This window comes from Dactylosporangium sp. NPDC005555, from assembly GCF_040605635.1.
Lineage (GTDB): Bacteria > Actinomycetota > Actinomycetes > Mycobacteriales > Micromonosporaceae > Dactylosporangium.
The window spans coordinates 80,469-95,577 of record NZ_JBEXDG010000019.1 but is presented as its reverse complement, the minus strand read 5'-3'; the positions used below and the strand labels follow the sequence as shown (position 1 = coordinate 95,577).

Genomic DNA, 15,109 nt, shown 5'->3' with positions numbered 1-15,109 from the left:
GTCCGTCCCGGGTGCGGTCCGGTTGGGTGACCTACGCCATCGCGGCGAAGGGCGCCGCTTTGGGGATCAGGGCGAAGGCGTCCGGCTCGGACAGCGGCTTCGCGAACAGGTAGCCCTGGCCGTACGGGCAGCCCATCTCGCGCAGGGCGACCGCCTGCGCGGCCTCCTCGACGCCCTCGGCGACGACCGCCAGGTCGAGCGTCTCGGCGAGGGTGACGATGGCGGTGACGACCGCCCGCTGCTGCTTGGACTCCAGCATGTCGTCGATGAACGACTTGTCGATCTTGAGCACGTCGATCGGCATGTGCTGCAGGTACGACAGTGACGAGTAACCGGTGCCGAAGTCGTCGATCGCGAGCCGGACGCCCATCGCCCGGAGCGCGTCGAAGTCCGCTCTGACCTGTTCGTCGTTGCGCAGCAGCAGGCTCTCGGTGATCTCCAGCAGCAGCGTGCCGGGCCCCACGCCGGAGGCCCGCAGCAGCTGCCGGACCTCCTCGACGAAGCCCGGGGTGCGGAACTGCCGGACGGAGACGTTGACGCTGATGTACCGCAGCGCGCCCGGCGCCGTGGAGCGCTGCCAGCGCCCGACGGTGTTGAGCGCCTGTTGCAGCACCATCCGCCCCATCGGCACGATCAGGCCGCTCTCCTCGGCCACCTCGATGAAGTGGCCGGGCGCGATCATGCCCCTGGTCGGGTGGTTCCACCGCACGAGCGCCTCGAAGCCCAGCGGTGCGCCGGTGTCCAGGTCCACGATGGGCTGGTACTGCAGCACGAACTGCTGCTCCTTGACCGCCTGGTCGAGCGCGGCGCGCAGCTCCAGGCGTTCGAGCACGGCCGTGTGCAGGTCCGACTGGTAGCGCCGCCACTGGCCCTTGCCGGCGCCCTTCGCCACGTACAGGGCGAGGTCGGCCTGGCGCATGAGCTCCTCGGCGGAGCTGGCGTCGACGGTCGTGGACAGCCCGACGCTGCAGATGCCGTTGACGTCCTGCCCGGCGATCTCGAACGACTCGGCGAGCGCGAGGACGATCCGCTCCGCCGCGAACTCCAGGTCGGTCATCGAGTCGGCCTCGATCAGCGCGGCGAACTCGTCGCCGCCGAGCCGGGCGACCGTGTCGGTGGCCCGCAGCGCCGCGGTGATCCGCTCGCCGACCGCGACCAGCAGCGCGTCGCCGACGGCGTGGCCGAGCGTGTCGTTGACGATCTTGAAATCGTCGAGGTCGATGAAGAGCACCCCGACCAGCCCCTGGTCCCGCTCCGCGCGGGCCACGGACTGCTCGACCCGGTCCTGGAACAGCACCCGGTTCGCCAGACCTGTCAGCGCGTCGTGGAACGCCTGGCGGATCAGCTGCTCCTCCAGCTGCCGGCGCTCCGTCACGTCCCGCACGGTGAGCACCAGCCCACCGACCGTCTGGTCGTCGCGCAGGTCCCGGCAGTCGACCTCGACCATCAGGCCCTGGCCGTCGACGCGCTCGGCGCGCAGGTCGATCTGGTTGTGCGCGTGCAGCCCGCCGCGGACCTGGGAGAGCAGCTCCGCGAGGCGGGACCGCTCGTCGGCGGCCACGAACTCCCACAGCTCGAAGCCGGCGAGCCGCTCGTCGCCGAACACGGTGCCCGCCGACGGGCTCGCGTACTGGATGACGTTGTGCTCGTCGACGATGAGGATCACGTCGGACGTGTTGTGGATCAGGGTCCGGAAGTAGGCCTCGCTGTTGCGCCGGTTGACCTCGGCGGTCAGCGTCATGCGCTCCAGGGCCATCGCGGCCTGGGAGGCGAGCACCTCGAACGTGGTCTGCAGCGCCTGGAGCGCCTCGGTCGGCGCGCCGACGTACAGCATGTCGCCCTCGACGCCCATCGGGTGGCGCAGCGCCGAGCTGTACGCGCGCAGGAGCTCCCGCACGTCGGGGTCGAGCCCCGACACGCGGACCAGGCCCGGCTCGTCGGCCCGCTCGGCGCGCACCAGCGTGACGGTGTGCACGACGCCGTCCGGCAGCAGCCGGTCGACCGCGTGCCGCACCGCGGCGAGGGTCTCGGCGGTGTCGGCGGCCGACACCAGCGTGGTGGTCGCCTCGCGGAGCTCCCGCTCGCGGGCCATGGACTGGCGGTGGTTGCCCATCACGCCGGCGAGGCGGGCGAGCACCAGCACGAACATGACGCCGGACATGACGGCGATGACGGCCGCGTCGCGGACCGTGCCGAGGCTCGCCTCGACCAGCAGCACGCCGGGCGCGATCAGCGAGGCCGCGCCGAGCAGCGCGATGCGGCGCACCCCGACGTCGGACGCCTGGGACCTGGCGGGCTCCGTGAGCTCGACCATCGACGGGTGCAGGGCGGCCGCGGCCCAACCGGCGTAGCAGAGCACCCAGCCGAGGTCGGTGGGGCCGCCGACGCGCCAGTCGCCGTTGAGCTGGATGAGGCCGTACGCGACGTCGGCGACGAGCAGCCCGGCGGTGCCGAGGCCCAGGATCACGATCGACGGGCTGCGGCGGCCGCCACCGGTGATCAGCCGCGCGAACACCGCGAGGGTGAGCACGTCACCGAGGGGATACGCGACGGACACCAGCTTCTGCACGAGCGTCAGCTCGGTGCTGCGCACGTACGGGTCGATCAGGAAGATCCAGGACAGCAGCGCCAGCCCGATGGTGAGCGTGGTCGCGTCGAGCAGGCTGTCGCGGTCGTGCCGCCCGGTCCGGGACCGGATGAAGCCGAGCAGGCCGCCGGCGACGAGGGGGTACATCGCCAGGTACAGCACGTCGGAGAACGACGGGAACGGGTTCGCCATCCCGAACACGTCGGTGAGCAGGTTGTAGAGGAAGTCGCCGAAGCCGAACGCGAACAGGCCCGCGGCCAGCAGGAACCACGGCCAGCGCTTGCGCGGGCGGTGCACGAGCACCCCGACGAGCACGCCGGCGGTGCTGGACACGCCGATCGCACCCCACCAGAGCATGTGCTGGCCCGGCCACAGGTAGAACGCCACGGTGAGCAGCGCCATCCAGGCCGCGAACCAGGTGCTGAGCTGGCGTGTCACCAAGTCGCCCGCCTCCATCCCGCTCGCCGTCGTTCGCTTCTCCCCGCGCATGACCAGATCGGTCGGCGGGGGAAGGTCTGAACAAATACCGGGGTGCGGGTCGGGTCGGCTGTGTTGCCGGGCGGTTCGCCCGAACGGCCGACGCCGCTGCCCTTCCGGCTGCCGCGCTGATGCCGGGAACGCCGGGCGCCGGCCTTCGCGAGCCGGCCGAGGGCGATCAGCGCCACGAGCACCGCGAGGACCGGCACCAGGCGGCCCTCGCGCGACCACAGCGCAGGCAGTCCCACCTTCGGCACCCGCAGCCGGGCCAGGCCGCGCAGGTTCGCCACCGGGTCGGGCACCACCAGGTCGCCCGGGGCGATCCCGGGCCGCATCGAGCCGGTCGGCACGACCTGGCTGTCCCAGCCGGACACCGGCGGCGCGAGCGTGGCGGCCGGCAGGGTGCCGGCGCAGGCCGGCGTGGCGGCGGCAATGCCCCGCACGACGATCCTGAGCAGCTCCGGCACGACCTTGTGCTCATCGGCAGCCGATCACCGCACTGAACCTGTTCGCCGCCTTGAACGGCAACCCGGCAGGAGCAGTGTTCCCGTCATGGGGCCGGGCTCGCCGGTCTGCCGGACCGGCCGCCGAGCGGCTACTGCACCGGCGTCATCGACGAGTTCACCGGCGTCATCGACGAGCCGGCGGTGTATGCGGCACAACTGAGCGGGCAGCGGCTCGCCTGGCACTTCCACGCGAACCATTGAGCACGAGGGTCTTCGTCTCGCGGGTGATCTGGTGGTGGTGCTGCGGCTCGGCGTAGAAGCTCAGCCCGATGACGCTGCCGAGGGTGACCACGAAGCCGGCCGCCACCAGCCACTCCCGGCCGGGCCAGACGCCGTCGCCGAGGAACAGCAGGCCCACCACGGCGGCGGGCACCGCGCCGGCCGCGTCCATGGCGGCGACCGCGGCGGTGGTCGAGCCGCGCTGCATCGCCAGGCCGAGCAGCAGCTGGCCGACGAGCGAGTGGGCGATCAGCAGATAGGACAGCGGGTCGGTGAAGAACTGCCCGAGATTGTCGGCGGAGGCGAGGGGCCGCGACGCGACCGCCGCCGCGCCGAAGGCCACGCCGGACAGCGCGCCGAGGGCCACAGATCCGGGGGCTCCGTGGAGTCGCACCGCGAAGAAGCCGGCGACGGCGAGCGCCCCGAGCGCGACGATGAGCCCGATCACGCCGGCCGTGCCGAGCTGCCGCGACGGGGCGGGCTTCGCGGCCAGCACCAGCGCGGCGATGCCGAACGCCAGCATGACCAGCAGCGCGAGCTCGGTCCTGGGCAGCTTCCACTTGAGGATGAGCACGCCGAGCAGGGCGGTGACGCCGAGCCCCGCGGCCATCGCCGACTGCACCAGGAACAGCGGGAGGTCGCGGCGGGCGAAGAAGGCCAGGGCGAAGCCGCCGAACTGGCAGGCGACCCCGATCAGATACGACTTGTGGCGTCCCAGCCGCAGCAGCAGCATCGGGTGGAACCCGTGGTGCAGATCGGTGCGTGCTGCGGCGACGGACTGCAGCAGGTTGGCCACCCCGTAGGCAGCGATCATCGCGCCGAGGAAGAACCAACTCCATGATGCCACCCGGAGAGGATAGACCCGGTTCGGAGCGGCGGCATGCGGACCTTTCGGTTTAGCCTGACAAACCGGACAATCTGGGGCTTCCCAAACGGGTGAGAACGTCCTCGTGAAGGTGACCGTTCGTAGCGACGGCGCTCCCACCGCCGGGCCCGGGCTCGCCCTGCAGGTCGGTGAACGTGCCGCCGGCCTCGGTGACGATCGGCACCAGGGCCGCCAGGTCCCACAGCGACAGTTCCGGCTCGACCATGATGTCGACCGCGCCCTCGGCGAGCAGCATGTAGCCGTAGAAGTCGCCGTAGGCCCGCTGGCGCCAGGTCCGGCGGGTCAGGTCGAGGACGGCGTTGAGCCGCCCCGCCTCCTCCCAGCCGCGCAGCGACGAGTAGCAGAAGCTCGCGTCGGCGAGCCGGTCGACGCCGCTGACCCTGATCGGCGTCGCCGCGGCCGTGTGGCGTCCCGCATACGCACCGTGACCTAGCGCGCCCCACCAGCGCCGCCCCAGGGCCGGCGCCGACACCAGGCCGACCACCGGCTGGGCGCCCTCCATCAGCGCGATCAGCGTCGCCCAGATCGGCACCCCGCGGACGTAGTTCTTGGTGCCGTCGATCGGGTCGATGACCCACTGGCGGGTCCCGGGGCCGGCGGCCGCCTCGGTCGCGCCGTACTCCTCGCCCAGCACGCCGTCGCGCGGCCTGGCCCGCTGCAGGGTGGCGCGCAGCGCCTTCTCCACCGCCGTGTCCGCCTCCGTCACCGGCGTCAGGTCCGGCTTCGTCGACACGTGCAGATCCTGGGCGCGGAAGCGCGGGACGGAGATCGCATCCGCGGTGTCGGCAAGCATGTGAGCAAGGGCCAGGTCGTCCGCGTAGCGCGCCATGCGCGGAAACTTAGCCGACGATCGCCATCTTCTGGCAGTACTGTCGCCGTTTGTGACCTCCTCACCCGCCCACTCGCCTGCCGCGCTCTGCGGCCTGCTCGCCGAAGAGGACCGGCTCCGCGTCTATGCCGCCGTGGTGCTCGGTGCGCAGGGCCTCACCGCGATCGAGGCCGCGACCGGTCTGCCGGCCCGCGCCGTCGCCGCCGCCGTCGGCCGCCTCCAGCAGGGCGGGCTGCTCGGTGTCGTCGACGGCGCCCCGCACGCCGATGTCGAGGTCTTCAAGGACTCCGTCCGCGCGCACGCCGCGACCCCGGCGACGGTCGAGCCGATGGATCCCGACCGGCAGCGCGACCAGATCCTGCGCACGTTCGTCGTGGACGGCAGGCTGACCCAGATGCCGGCCGCGCACGGCAAGCGCATGGTGGTGCTGGAGCACATCGCCTCGTCGTTCGAGCCGGGCATCCGCTATCCGGAGCGCGAGGTCAACGCCGTGCTGCGGGCCTGGTTCGACGACTATGCCGCACTGCGCCGGTATCTGGTGGACAGCGACCTGCTGTCGCGCGCCGACGGCACGTACTGGCGCAGCGGCGGCCCGGTCGTCCTGTAGCGGTCCGGCTCAGGGCAGCGGGAGATCCTCGTTGCCGGCGTCCTGGGGGTCGTGGGTGCCTTCCTTGGAGGCCAGGAGGCGGCGGAACGACGCGAGGCGCCTGGGGTCCGCGCCGCCCTCGGCGACCAGCATGTCCAGGCCGCACTCGCCGCCCGCGCCGGTGTGGTCGCAGTTGGGCGCGCATCTGGTCGACGCCTCGACGAGGTCCGGGAACCCGTGCAGGACGCTGTCCGCCGACACGTGCGCCAGGCCGAACGACCGGATGCCCGGGGTGTCGATGATCCAGCCCAGATCCCCGGGCAGGCGCAGCGCCACCGCGCTGGTCGACGTGTGCCGGCCCTTGCCCACGGCGCTGACCACGCCGACCGCCCGGTCGGTGCCGGGGACAAGCCGGTTGACCAGGGACGACTTGCCGACCCCGGAATGGCCGATCATCACCGACAGCTTGCCGCTGAGCGCCTCGACGAGCTCGTCGAGGGGCGCGTCCGGCCGGCACAGCACATACGGCAGGTCGAGCTCGGAGTAGTAGTCGAGGACCGCCTCCGGCCCCGCCAGGTCGCCCTTGGTGAGGCACAGCAGCGGCTCGATCTCGGCGTCGTACGCCGCCACCAGGCACCGGTCGATGAAGCCGGTCCGCGGCGGCGGGTCGTGCAGCGAGTTGACGATCACCAGCTGCTCGGCGTTGGCGACCACGACCCGCTCGAAGCGGCCCTCGGTGGTGCCCTCCTCGTCGTCGGCCGTGCGCATCAGCATCGAGCTGCGGTCGTCGATGCGGACGATGCGGGCGAGGGTGTCGGGGCGCCCGGTGACGTCGCCCACGATCTGGACGTTGTCGCCGACGACGACCCCGCGGCGGCCGAGCTCCCGGGCCCGCATGGCCGTCACCACGGCATCCGTTTCCGCGACGTGGCAGGTGTACCGGCCGCGGTCGACCGCCACGACGAAGCCCTCGACGGCGTCGCTGTGCTTGGGGCGGGTGCGCGTGCGGGGTCGCGAGGACCGGCTCGGGCGGACCCGGACGTCATCCTCGTCGTACTCGCGCTTACGCGTCAGCCTTGCCCTCCAACCGAGCCCGGACCATGCACCATCGTTGACCATAGCCGGGGAAACTCCGGCATTGTCTTCGCGGTGCATGTCACGTCGTCGAGCCGGACCCCGTCGACGGCGAGCCCGATGACGGCGGCGGCGTGCGCGAGGCGGTGGTCGTCATGGGTGGCGAACGTGCCGCCGTGCAGCGGGCGGGGCCGGATCCGCAGGCCGTCGTGGTCCTGGGTCACGTCGGCGCCGAGGCTCGTCAGCCCCTCGACCAGCGCGGCGACCCGGTCGGTCTCGTGCCCGCCCAGGTGTGCCATGCCATAGAGGTGGGAGGGGGAGTCCGCGACGGCGGCGAGGGCGGCGAGCACCGGGGCCAGCTCCGAGACGTCGGTCAGGTCCGCGGTGACGCCGTGGACCGTGCCGGTGCCGCGCACGACGAGCCCGTGCCGGGTGACCGCGGGCGAGCCGCCCATGTCGCGCAGCAGCTCCAGCAGGCGCGCGCCGGCCTGGATGCCCGAGCGCGGCCGGCCCGCGACGGTCACGGTGCCGCCGGTGACGATCGCCGCGGCGAGGAACGGCGCGGCGCCCAGCAGGTCCGGTTCGATGTCCCAGGCGCGGCCGTGCAGCCGGCCGGGCTCGACGACCCAGACGTCGGGCCGGCTGTCGTCGATCCCGGCGCCGGCGGCGCGCAGCATCTGGACCGTCATCCGCAGGTGGGGCGCGCGGGGGACCGGCGGCCCGGCGTGCCGCACCGAGAGGCCGCGGTCGAACTCGGGCGAGGCGAGCAGCAGCCCCGACAGCAGCTGGCTGGAGGCGGACGCGTCGATGGTGACCGAGCCGCCGGTGACCCGCCCGATGCCGTGCACCGTCAGCGGCAGCCCGGCGGTGAAGTCGACCCGGGCGCCGAGGCTGCGCAGCGCGCCGATCAGCGGCGCCATCGGGCGGGTCCGCGCGCGCTGGTCGCCGTCGAACGTGACCCGCCCGTCGGCGAGCCCGGCGACCGGGGGCAGGAAGCGCAGCACCGTGCCCGCCGCGCCGACGTCGATCCGGGCGGGCCCGCCGAGCGGTCTGGGGCGCACCAGCCACAGGTTGTCGTCGGCGGTGGACACGTGGCTGCCCATGGCGCGCAGTCCCGCGGCCATCAGCTCGGTGTCGCGGGCGCGGAGCGGGCCGCGCAGGGTGCTGGCGCCGAGGGACAGCGCGCCGAGGACCAGGGCCCTGGCCGTCATCGACTTCGAGCCTGGGAGCCGGACGGTGGCGGTGACCGGCCCGGAGGCGGTCGGCGCGGTCCACGGCAGATGTGCGGGGGCGGTCAGGTTCGGCACGCGTTCAGTGTGCGGCCCGTCTCCGTGCGTAGCGACCGCTGGGGATGTCTTCCTGGCCGTGATCGGTACCGTAACGGATATGTGTGGTCGGTATGCGACATCCCGCAGCAACGTTGACCTGAGCGCGCTGTTCGAGGCCGCCGACGAGACCGACGGGCTCGAGCCCGACTACAACGTCGCGCCCACGGACCAGGTGCCCGTCGTGCGCGTCTCGCAGTCCGCCGGCGGCCGGGTCCTGACCGCCGCCCGCTGGGGCCTCGTCCCGTCGTGGGCGGCCGATCTGAAGGTCGGCGCCAAGATGATCAACGCGCGGTCCGAGACGGTCGCGGAATCCAAGGCATTCGCACAGTCGTTCGCCAAGCGCCGCTGTCTTGTCCCGGCCGACGGCTGGTTCGAATGGAAACGCGGCGACGGCGCCGGTTCGGGCAAGCAGGCGTATTTCATGACGCTCGGTGACGACGAGCCGTGCGTATTCGCCGGAATCTGGACGGTCTGGGGTCAGGGCGACGGCCGGGTGCTCACGTGCAGCATCATCACCGCCCCTGCCGTCGACGATCTGACGCTCATTCACGACCGTATGCCGCTGCTGCTGCCCGAGTCGCGGTGGGACGAGTGGCTGGCGGCCCCGGTCGATGAGCGGCTGCTCGCGCCGACGCCGTCCGAGCACGTCGGACGGCTGGAGCTCCGCCCGGTCGGCGCGCGGGTGGGTGACGTACGTAACGACGGCCGTGATTTGCTGGACCGCGTGCCGGCGCCGGCGCTGCGGCCGGGCGATGTGGAGTCGATCGATCTGACCCTCTTTTAGGCCGTACGTCCACTTTCTCCCCGGCAAGTTTTGCCGATCCGCGTGAAAACTCTTGTATTTGCAGGTGTTTGTGCGATAGAACACAGCGCCGGTAGGTCAATGTCGGATGGGGGCATCCCGACGTTTTCCTGCCTTGTGTTCGTTTGACCCACGGGGGAGGTGGGTGTATGACCCGGGCGAGGATGCCACGCCCGCATGAGGTCGCTGCCGCCAAACGCGATCCGCGCCTTTTGCGCGCGGTTCGCGAACAACAGGGCGATGATGCCTGGCGGACACGCGGCGCGTGCCAAACCGTAGATCCGGAGACGTTCTTTCCGGCCCCGAGCGAGCCCGCCGACGCTGCCGTCGCGTTGTGCCGCACCTGCGACGTCCAGGGCGCGTGTCTCGCCTGGGCGCTGGAGGTCGGCGACTGCCACGGGGTGTGGGGAGCGACCACACCGCGTGAGCGGCGTGCGATGCTCGTCGCATGGCGCAGCGACGCTCCACAACCCGCCCTGACGGGCGCGGCACAGGGACCCGAGCATCGGGTGGGCCCGGTGGCGTGCCTGCCGCTGGTGCCGATCCAGCGGCGGGACCCGGTGGGAGCCGCCAGCGGCTGACCGGCGGCGTTCCGCCGGGCTCTTCAGCCGACGACCTGTCGAGCTTGCCGGCCGGGTCCCGATCCGGCCGGCCGGCTCGCCCTTCTGCCGGTCCGCAGAGTGGTCCGCGGCGCCGTCCGCAGAGCCGCTCGCGGGCCCGGCGGTCGCTCGCCGGGCAGGAGGTCGAGACCCCGCACGGGGTCGCGCGCTTCTCGCTCGACGTGCCCGCCGGATACACGGGGACACTGCTCGTGCTGGGCCACGGTGCCGGCGGCGACGTCGACGCCGTGGACCTGGTCGCGGTCCGCGCCGCCGTGCTCGAAGCCGGCGCCGGGGTCGCGATGGTGACCCAGCCCTACCGGGTCGCCGGCGCCCGCCGCCCGCCCGCACCCGCCAGGCAGCTCGACGCCGCCTGGCTCGCCGTCCTGGCGGAGCTGCGCCGCCGGGTGGCGGTCGACACCCTCGTCGTCGGCGGCCGGTCCAGCGGCGCCAGGGTCGCCTGCCGCACCGCGGTCGAGGCCGGTGCCGACAGGATCGTGGCGCTCGCCTTCCCGCTCCACCCGCCGGGCCGCCCCGAGGTCACCCGCGCGGATGAACTGCTCACCGGCGTGCCGACGCTGGTGCTCAACGGCGACCGCGACGCCTTCGGTGTCCCGCCGGCGGGACCGTCCGTCCACGTCGAGGTGCTGCCCGGCGAGACCCACGCCCTGTCCAAGGCGCCGGCCGTGCTCGCGCGACTTGCCGTGGCGTTCGTCACCGCTCCCGGCGTCCCTCGTTGAACAGGATGTGACCGGTGCAAATCGGACACACTCTCCACACCGCGGACCGATGTCGTTTCCGCGAACTCCCAGGCCCTTCCTGTTCCCGGCGGCCGGCCGGTCCCGAATGCAATGGCCGGCCGCCGGGACAGGCGGGTAGGAATTGCCGGGCGGGTGCGGGCGTTACACAGTCCGTGCGACGCTGCAGAGGCGTCGCCTGTGGAGGGAAATCTCGTGGCCATCCTTGAGCGCGAGGATCAGCGCATCCGCGAGTTGCTGTTCAGCCCGTCGTGGCCGGCGGCGACCGACGCGGAGCCCGATCCGTCCTGGCAGCCCATCGCCCGCGAGCGGTTGACGGGCGCCACAAACTCAGAAGTCGCTCAGCAACTCGGCGTATCCTCGTCAGGACGGTCGAGGGTTGGAGTCGCACGAGTGGTCAGCAGCGAGAGCGCGGTGCAGCAGCGCATCCGGTTCGAGCACGACGCGTTGCCCTTCATCGATCAGCTGTATGCGGCGGCCCTGCGCATGACGCGCAACCCCGCCGACGCGGAGGACCTCGTCCAGGAGACGTTCCTCAAGGCGTATGCGGCGTTCCACCAGTTCGAGACGGGCACCAATCTCAAGGCCTGGCTCTACCGCATCCTGACCAACACCTACATCAACTCCTATCGCCGCAGGCAGCGCCAGCCCGTCCAGGCGCCGACCGAGGAGATCACCGACTGGCAGCTCGCCGAGGCCGAGTCGCACACGTCCAGCGGTCTGCGCTCCGCCGAGACCGAGGCGCTGGACCGGCTGCCCGACTCCGACGTCAAGGAGGCGCTGCAGTCGCTGCCGGAGGAGTTCCGGCTCGCGGTCTACCTCGCCGACGTCGAGGGCTTCTCCTACAAGGAGATCGCCGACATCATGAACACGCCCATCGGCACTGTGATGTCCCGTCTGCACCGCGGCCGCCGCAACCTGCGGCGCTCGCTCGAGACCTATGCTGCCGACCGGGGCTTCACCCGCACCCCGTCCGCTGAGCCGAGCGAGGTCTGAGATCGATGAGCTGTGGAGACCCGCACGAGACTGACTGCGGCGAGGTCCTCGCCGAGGTGTATATCTACCTCGACCTGGAGTGCACCGACGACCGCCGGTCACTGATCCGCGACCACCTCGACGAGTGCTCGCCCTGCCTGCGCGAGTTCGGCATCGAGCAGGAGGTGAAGGCCCTCGTCGCCCGCTGCTGCGGCTCCGAGCTGGCCCCCGCCGAGCTCAAGAGCCGCCTGCGGTCCAAGCTGTCCGAGCTCGTCGTCAACGCCGAGGCCCGAGAGCTGCGCACTGAATAAGCCCCACCGCAAGCGGTGGAGCCCGGGGGATTCTCACCCCGTACCCCCAATGCTCGCTCTGCTCGCACTGCCTGCGCTGCGCGCGGCAGCTTCGGACGCTTGCGCGTGGCATCCGGGGGCGGCCCCGTCCGGGAGATCTTGTGCACCTCTGACCGCACAAGGTCTTCCGGATCACGGCGTTTGTTCCGCCCCCCAGCTGACCCTGGCCTGCGCGGCGGTGCTGTGCTGCTTGCCACACCGTGATCCGGAAGAGTTCGTGCGGCTGTTGGTGCGCGAGGTCTTCCGGATCACGGGTCACTGTCAGCGGAGGCGGAAGACGGGGGCGCGTGGGGTGAAGGGGAGGCGGGCGGTGGCCGGGATCAGGAACGCGTGCTCGCGGCGGACGCGGACCGGGTCGCAGTAGCCGTCGGTGATGACGAGGATCGGGGCGTCGGCGGGGAAGTCCGGGGCGCGTTCCAGGAGCCGGACGCCCGGCTGGAGCACGGTGCCGCCGCGGCCCTTCACCCTGACCCTGCCGGCGATCTCGGCGACGGGGAGGTAGCCGGCGTCGTAGGCGGCCGCGTCGCAGAACACGACCCGCGCGGCGGGCACGTCGCGGGCGGTGGCGTAGGAGGCGATCGCGCCGAGGGCCTTGCCGAGCAGGGTGTGGTCCATCGAGCCGGAGGTGTCCAGCACGACGCCGAACGTGACGCGCGCGACCTCCTCCTCCGGCGGCCGGAGCCACCCGGGCCGGGGGATGTCCGGGGTGACGCTCTGCCGGCGGGACGCGCGGGCGTAGGAGCGGCGCGGGGCAGGCCCGCGGACGTGCTCCTCGAACCAGCGGGCGAGCTGCGCGTCCCAGGGCAGCGGCGGGTGGTCCAGGGCCTGGATCTCCTGGACCAGGCCGGCCGGCAGCCGGCCGCGGCCGTTGGACTCGTGGTAGGCCAGGCCGGTGGCGAGGGCCCGCCGGTAGTACTCGTCGAGGTCGGTGCCCCGGTGTGCGCCGCGGCCGTCGCCGAGGATGTCGCCGAGGCCGCGGCCGCGCAGGGTGCCGAGCCGCCGCAGCCGGCGCAGGTCGGTGGCGATCAGGTCGTACACCTCCTCGGCGCCGGAACCGGAGAACCTCGGGTCGTGCAGGGCGCCCTCGGGCAGGTCGCCGACGGCCATCTCGACGAGCCAGCCGTTGATGACGTAGTCGGTGGCGACATTCCAGAGGTACGGGTCGCGGTGTGCGACCCGGTCGCCGTGGCGCAGGGCGGCGTGCAGCATCTCGTGCGCGATGACGAAGCGGCGCTCGGCGTCGGTGAGCGGCGCGAACGGGTTGACGTAGATCTCGGCCGCGGACGGGTCGACGGCCGCGACGCTGATCGACAGGTCGCGGGCCACGGCGGCGTCGCTGACGATGGTGAACCCGGCGGCGAGGCCGGCCAGCAGCGGGTACGACGACACGAACCAGCGCCGCGCGGTCTCCCACGCCCCGTCGACCTTGCCGGCGGCAGGGGACCGGAGCGCGCCGGCCTCGTCGACGGCGGCGGCCGCGGCCTGGCCGAGTCCCAGGGCGAAGCGGTCCGGCCACGACATGACGGTCGCCACGGCCGGCGGCATCGGCGCGAACGGGGTCAGCTCGGTGTCGGCGCCGGCGCCGCCCGTGGAGCAGCCGGGCATGCCGTCCGGCACGCCGGAGATCCGCCAGCGGTCGGCGAGCTGCTCCTCGGGCGCGGTCGGCAGCTCGGGCAGCAGGACCGGCGGGCGGCCGAGCCGCAGCGCCTCCTGGAAGCGGGCCACCACGACGCAGCGGGCGACGGCGAGGTCGGCGTCCGCGAAGGCGTCACCGTCGAGGTGGCCGAAGCCGAGGTGCAGGGCGCAGTGCGCGAACACCCAGATCCACTCGTCCGGCTCCAGCGGCGAGTGCTTGTTGACGACCACGGTGCCGTCGGCGTGGACCCGGGCGTGGCCGCGGTCGCGGATCAGCTGCGGGTCCTCCGCCCACCGCATGCGCAGCACGCGAGGGTCGGCGCCGGTCGGGTCCCTCGAGAGCGCCTGGAACATCGAGTTGTCCGAGACCGCCGACCAGGCGTGCCGGGCCACTTCGAGGCGCCGGTCGACCTTCCTGTCCGGTCTCATGTGCGTGCGGCGACCAGGCGCGGCAGGTCGCGGGTCACCTCGACCAGGAACCACGCCGGCATCGCGGGCATGCCGTTCTCGTCGGTGGCGACGACGAGCTGCGCGCACTCGAGGGAGATCTCGGCGAGCTCGACCAGCAGCCCCTTCGCCCGGACCGAGAAGCGGCGCACCGACGGCGAGGCGTGCTCGCGGCTGGCCGGCAGGTCCTTGACCAGCCGGGCCCGGAACGCCTCGGCGAAGAAGTACAGCAGGTCACGGTCGGTCGGGTCGCGGGGCCACGGCGCGTCGCCGCGGACGATGGCGTCCAGGCCGTAGCGGTGGCGGACGGTCTTGACGTACGCACAGAACGCCGACGCGTGCGAGGGCGTCAACGTGCCGGCGGTGAGGACCCGCAGGACGTCCTCGTCGAGGTCGCCGCCGAAGGACAGCAGCGCGTCGGACAGCATGTGCCAGGAGCGCGGGGTGGAGAACGGCTCCTCGGTCTTCGGTGGCTTCGACCAGAGGTGGTCGGGCCGGGCCGTGAGGTATTCGATCACCCAGGCATGCAGACCGGCGCCCACGGCCCACCCCAGCCAGTCGTCGGCGCTGGCCCGCAGGTGTACGTGGATGAGCCGGTTGAGCAGCGCCGACGCCATCGGGCGGGCGAGCGCGTTGTCGGAGGCCCGGTTGCCCGCGCCGATCACGATCGACCCGGCGGGCAGCTCGTACGCGCCGATGCGCCGGTCGAGGATGAGCGAGTAGAACGCCTTCTGCACCTCGGGCGAGGCGGAGTTGAGCTCGTCGAGGAACAGGCAGTAGGGCTCGTCGCGGGCGATCGACTCCGGCGGCGCGAAACGGCTCCGCCCGTCCCGCAGCTCCGGCACCCCGATGAGGTCCTCGGGCGCGAGCTGCGTGCCGATGAGCGTGACGCAGTCCAGCCCGAGCGCCGCCGCGAACTCCTTGACCAGCGAGCTCTTGCCGATGCCCGGCTGCCCCCACACGAAGACGGGCCGCACCACCGCGACGTGCAGCAGCACGCCGGGCAGGCCCGCCGGGGTCACCGTGATCGCCGATTCCACGCCGCCATGAT

The 15,109-nt window shown here is 72.6% G+C and carries 14 protein-coding genes; 6 read left to right on the top strand and 8 right to left on the bottom strand.

Annotated elements, in window-relative coordinates; genetic code table 11:
- Positions 1–31: 31 nt before the first annotated feature.
- From ABZS58_RS22615 to hisN, 4 genes are all read right to left on the bottom strand, one after another.
- A complete protein-coding gene (locus tag ABZS58_RS22615) occupies positions 32–3,025 on the bottom strand; it encodes an EAL domain-containing protein (RefSeq protein ID WP_354784421.1) in 2,994 nt (997 codons plus the stop codon).
- A complete protein-coding gene (locus ABZS58_RS22610) occupies positions 3,022–3,531 on the bottom strand; it encodes a hypothetical protein (protein ID WP_354784419.1) in 510 nt (169 codons plus the stop codon). Before ABZS58_RS22610 ends, ABZS58_RS22615 begins: the two co-directional genes overlap by 4 nt.
- Positions 3,532–3,694: 163 nt before the next feature.
- Positions 3,695–4,603, bottom strand: coding sequence for a hypothetical protein (locus tag ABZS58_RS22605; protein ID WP_354784539.1), 909 nt, complete (start codon positions 4,601–4,603; stop codon positions 3,695–3,697).
- 82 nt (positions 4,604–4,685) lie between these two features.
- Positions 4,686–5,504 carry a histidinol-phosphatase gene (gene hisN, locus ABZS58_RS22600; RefSeq protein WP_354784417.1) on the bottom strand — a complete coding sequence of 273 codons (819 nt, stop codon included), beginning with the start codon at positions 5,502–5,504 and terminating at the stop codon, positions 4,686–4,688.
- A 52-nt stretch (positions 5,505–5,556) separates the two neighbouring features.
- Between hisN and ABZS58_RS22595 the strand changes: the two genes are divergently transcribed.
- Entirely contained in the window at positions 5,557–6,111 is a 555-nt protein-coding gene (locus tag ABZS58_RS22595; RefSeq protein WP_354784415.1) for a DUF2087 domain-containing protein, read from the top strand.
- A 9-nt stretch (positions 6,112–6,120) separates the two neighbouring features.
- On the opposite strand, the gene rsgA is transcribed toward ABZS58_RS22595, so the two are convergent.
- Complete coding sequence (gene rsgA / locus ABZS58_RS22590; RefSeq protein WP_354784413.1) at positions 6,121–7,209, bottom strand: ribosome small subunit-dependent GTPase A; 1,089 nt, start codon at positions 7,207–7,209, stop codon at positions 6,121–6,123.
- Complete coding sequence (gene aroA / locus ABZS58_RS22585; protein WP_354784411.1) at positions 7,161–8,471, bottom strand: 3-phosphoshikimate 1-carboxyvinyltransferase; 1,311 nt, start codon at positions 8,469–8,471, stop codon at positions 7,161–7,163. Before aroA ends, rsgA begins: the two co-directional genes overlap by 49 nt.
- A 79-nt stretch (positions 8,472–8,550) precedes the next feature.
- Here aroA and ABZS58_RS22580 point away from each other — a divergent pair, with 79 nt between their 5' ends.
- The 5 genes from ABZS58_RS22580 (at position 8,551) to rsrA (ending at position 11,937) form a co-directional block, all read left to right on the top strand.
- Positions 8,551–9,276: an SOS response-associated peptidase gene (locus ABZS58_RS22580; protein ID WP_354784537.1), complete on the top strand. Its 726-nt coding sequence runs from the start codon at positions 8,551–8,553 to the stop codon at positions 9,274–9,276.
- 167 nt (positions 9,277–9,443) lie between these two features.
- A complete protein-coding gene (locus tag ABZS58_RS22575) occupies positions 9,444–9,875 on the top strand; it encodes a WhiB family transcriptional regulator (RefSeq protein ID WP_354784409.1) in 432 nt (143 codons plus the stop codon).
- Positions 9,876–10,075: 200 nt separating this feature from the next.
- The gene (locus ABZS58_RS22570) at positions 10,076–10,633 is read left to right on the top strand and encodes an alpha/beta family hydrolase (protein WP_354784407.1); all 558 of its coding nucleotides are present in this window, start codon (positions 10,076–10,078) and stop codon (positions 10,631–10,633) included.
- A 198-nt stretch (positions 10,634–10,831) separates the two neighbouring features.
- Complete coding sequence (locus ABZS58_RS22565; protein WP_354784405.1) at positions 10,832–11,647, top strand: sigma-70 family RNA polymerase sigma factor; 816 nt, start codon at positions 10,832–10,834, stop codon at positions 11,645–11,647.
- Positions 11,648–11,652: 5 nt separating this feature from the next.
- Complete coding sequence (gene rsrA, locus ABZS58_RS22560; protein WP_354784403.1) at positions 11,653–11,937, top strand: mycothiol system anti-sigma-R factor; 285 nt, start codon at positions 11,653–11,655, stop codon at positions 11,935–11,937.
- 300 nt (positions 11,938–12,237) lie between these two features.
- Here rsrA and ABZS58_RS22555 read toward each other — a convergent pair whose 3' ends face one another.
- Together ABZS58_RS22555 and ABZS58_RS22550 are read right to left on the bottom strand one after the other, a co-directional pair.
- Positions 12,238–14,040 carry a hypothetical protein gene (locus ABZS58_RS22555; protein ID WP_354784401.1) on the bottom strand — a complete coding sequence of 601 codons (1,803 nt, stop codon included), beginning with the start codon at positions 14,038–14,040 and terminating at the stop codon, positions 12,238–12,240.
- Positions 14,037–15,080: an AAA family ATPase gene (locus tag ABZS58_RS22550; protein WP_354784535.1), complete on the bottom strand. Its 1,044-nt coding sequence runs from the start codon at positions 15,078–15,080 to the stop codon at positions 14,037–14,039. Before ABZS58_RS22550 ends, ABZS58_RS22555 begins: the two co-directional genes overlap by 4 nt.
- Positions 15,081–15,109: the final 29 nt, after the last annotated feature.

What these genes read in the sequence shown, in the direction of transcription:
- rsrA (WP_354784403.1), top strand. Translation starts at nt 11,653, where the DNA reads ATGAGCTGTGGAGACCCGCACGAGACTGACTGCGGCGAGGTCCTCGCC.
- rsgA (WP_354784413.1), bottom strand. Translation starts at nt 7,209, where the DNA reads ATGGTCAACGATGGTGCATGGTCCGGGCTCGGTTGGAGGGCAAGGCTG.
- hisN (WP_354784417.1), bottom strand. Translation starts at nt 5,504, where the DNA reads ATGGCGCGCTACGCGGACGACCTGGCCCTTGCTCACATGCTTGCCGAC.
- ABZS58_RS22575 (WP_354784409.1), top strand. Translation starts at nt 9,444, where the DNA reads ATGACCCGGGCGAGGATGCCACGCCCGCATGAGGTCGCTGCCGCCAAA.
- ABZS58_RS22605 (WP_354784539.1), bottom strand. Translation starts at nt 4,603, where the DNA reads ATGATCGCTGCCTACGGGGTGGCCAACCTGCTGCAGTCCGTCGCCGCA.
- ABZS58_RS22580 (WP_354784537.1), top strand. Translation starts at nt 8,551, where the DNA reads ATGTGTGGTCGGTATGCGACATCCCGCAGCAACGTTGACCTGAGCGCG.
- ABZS58_RS22555 (WP_354784401.1), bottom strand. Translation starts at nt 14,040, where the DNA reads ATGAGACCGGACAGGAAGGTCGACCGGCGCCTCGAAGTGGCCCGGCAC.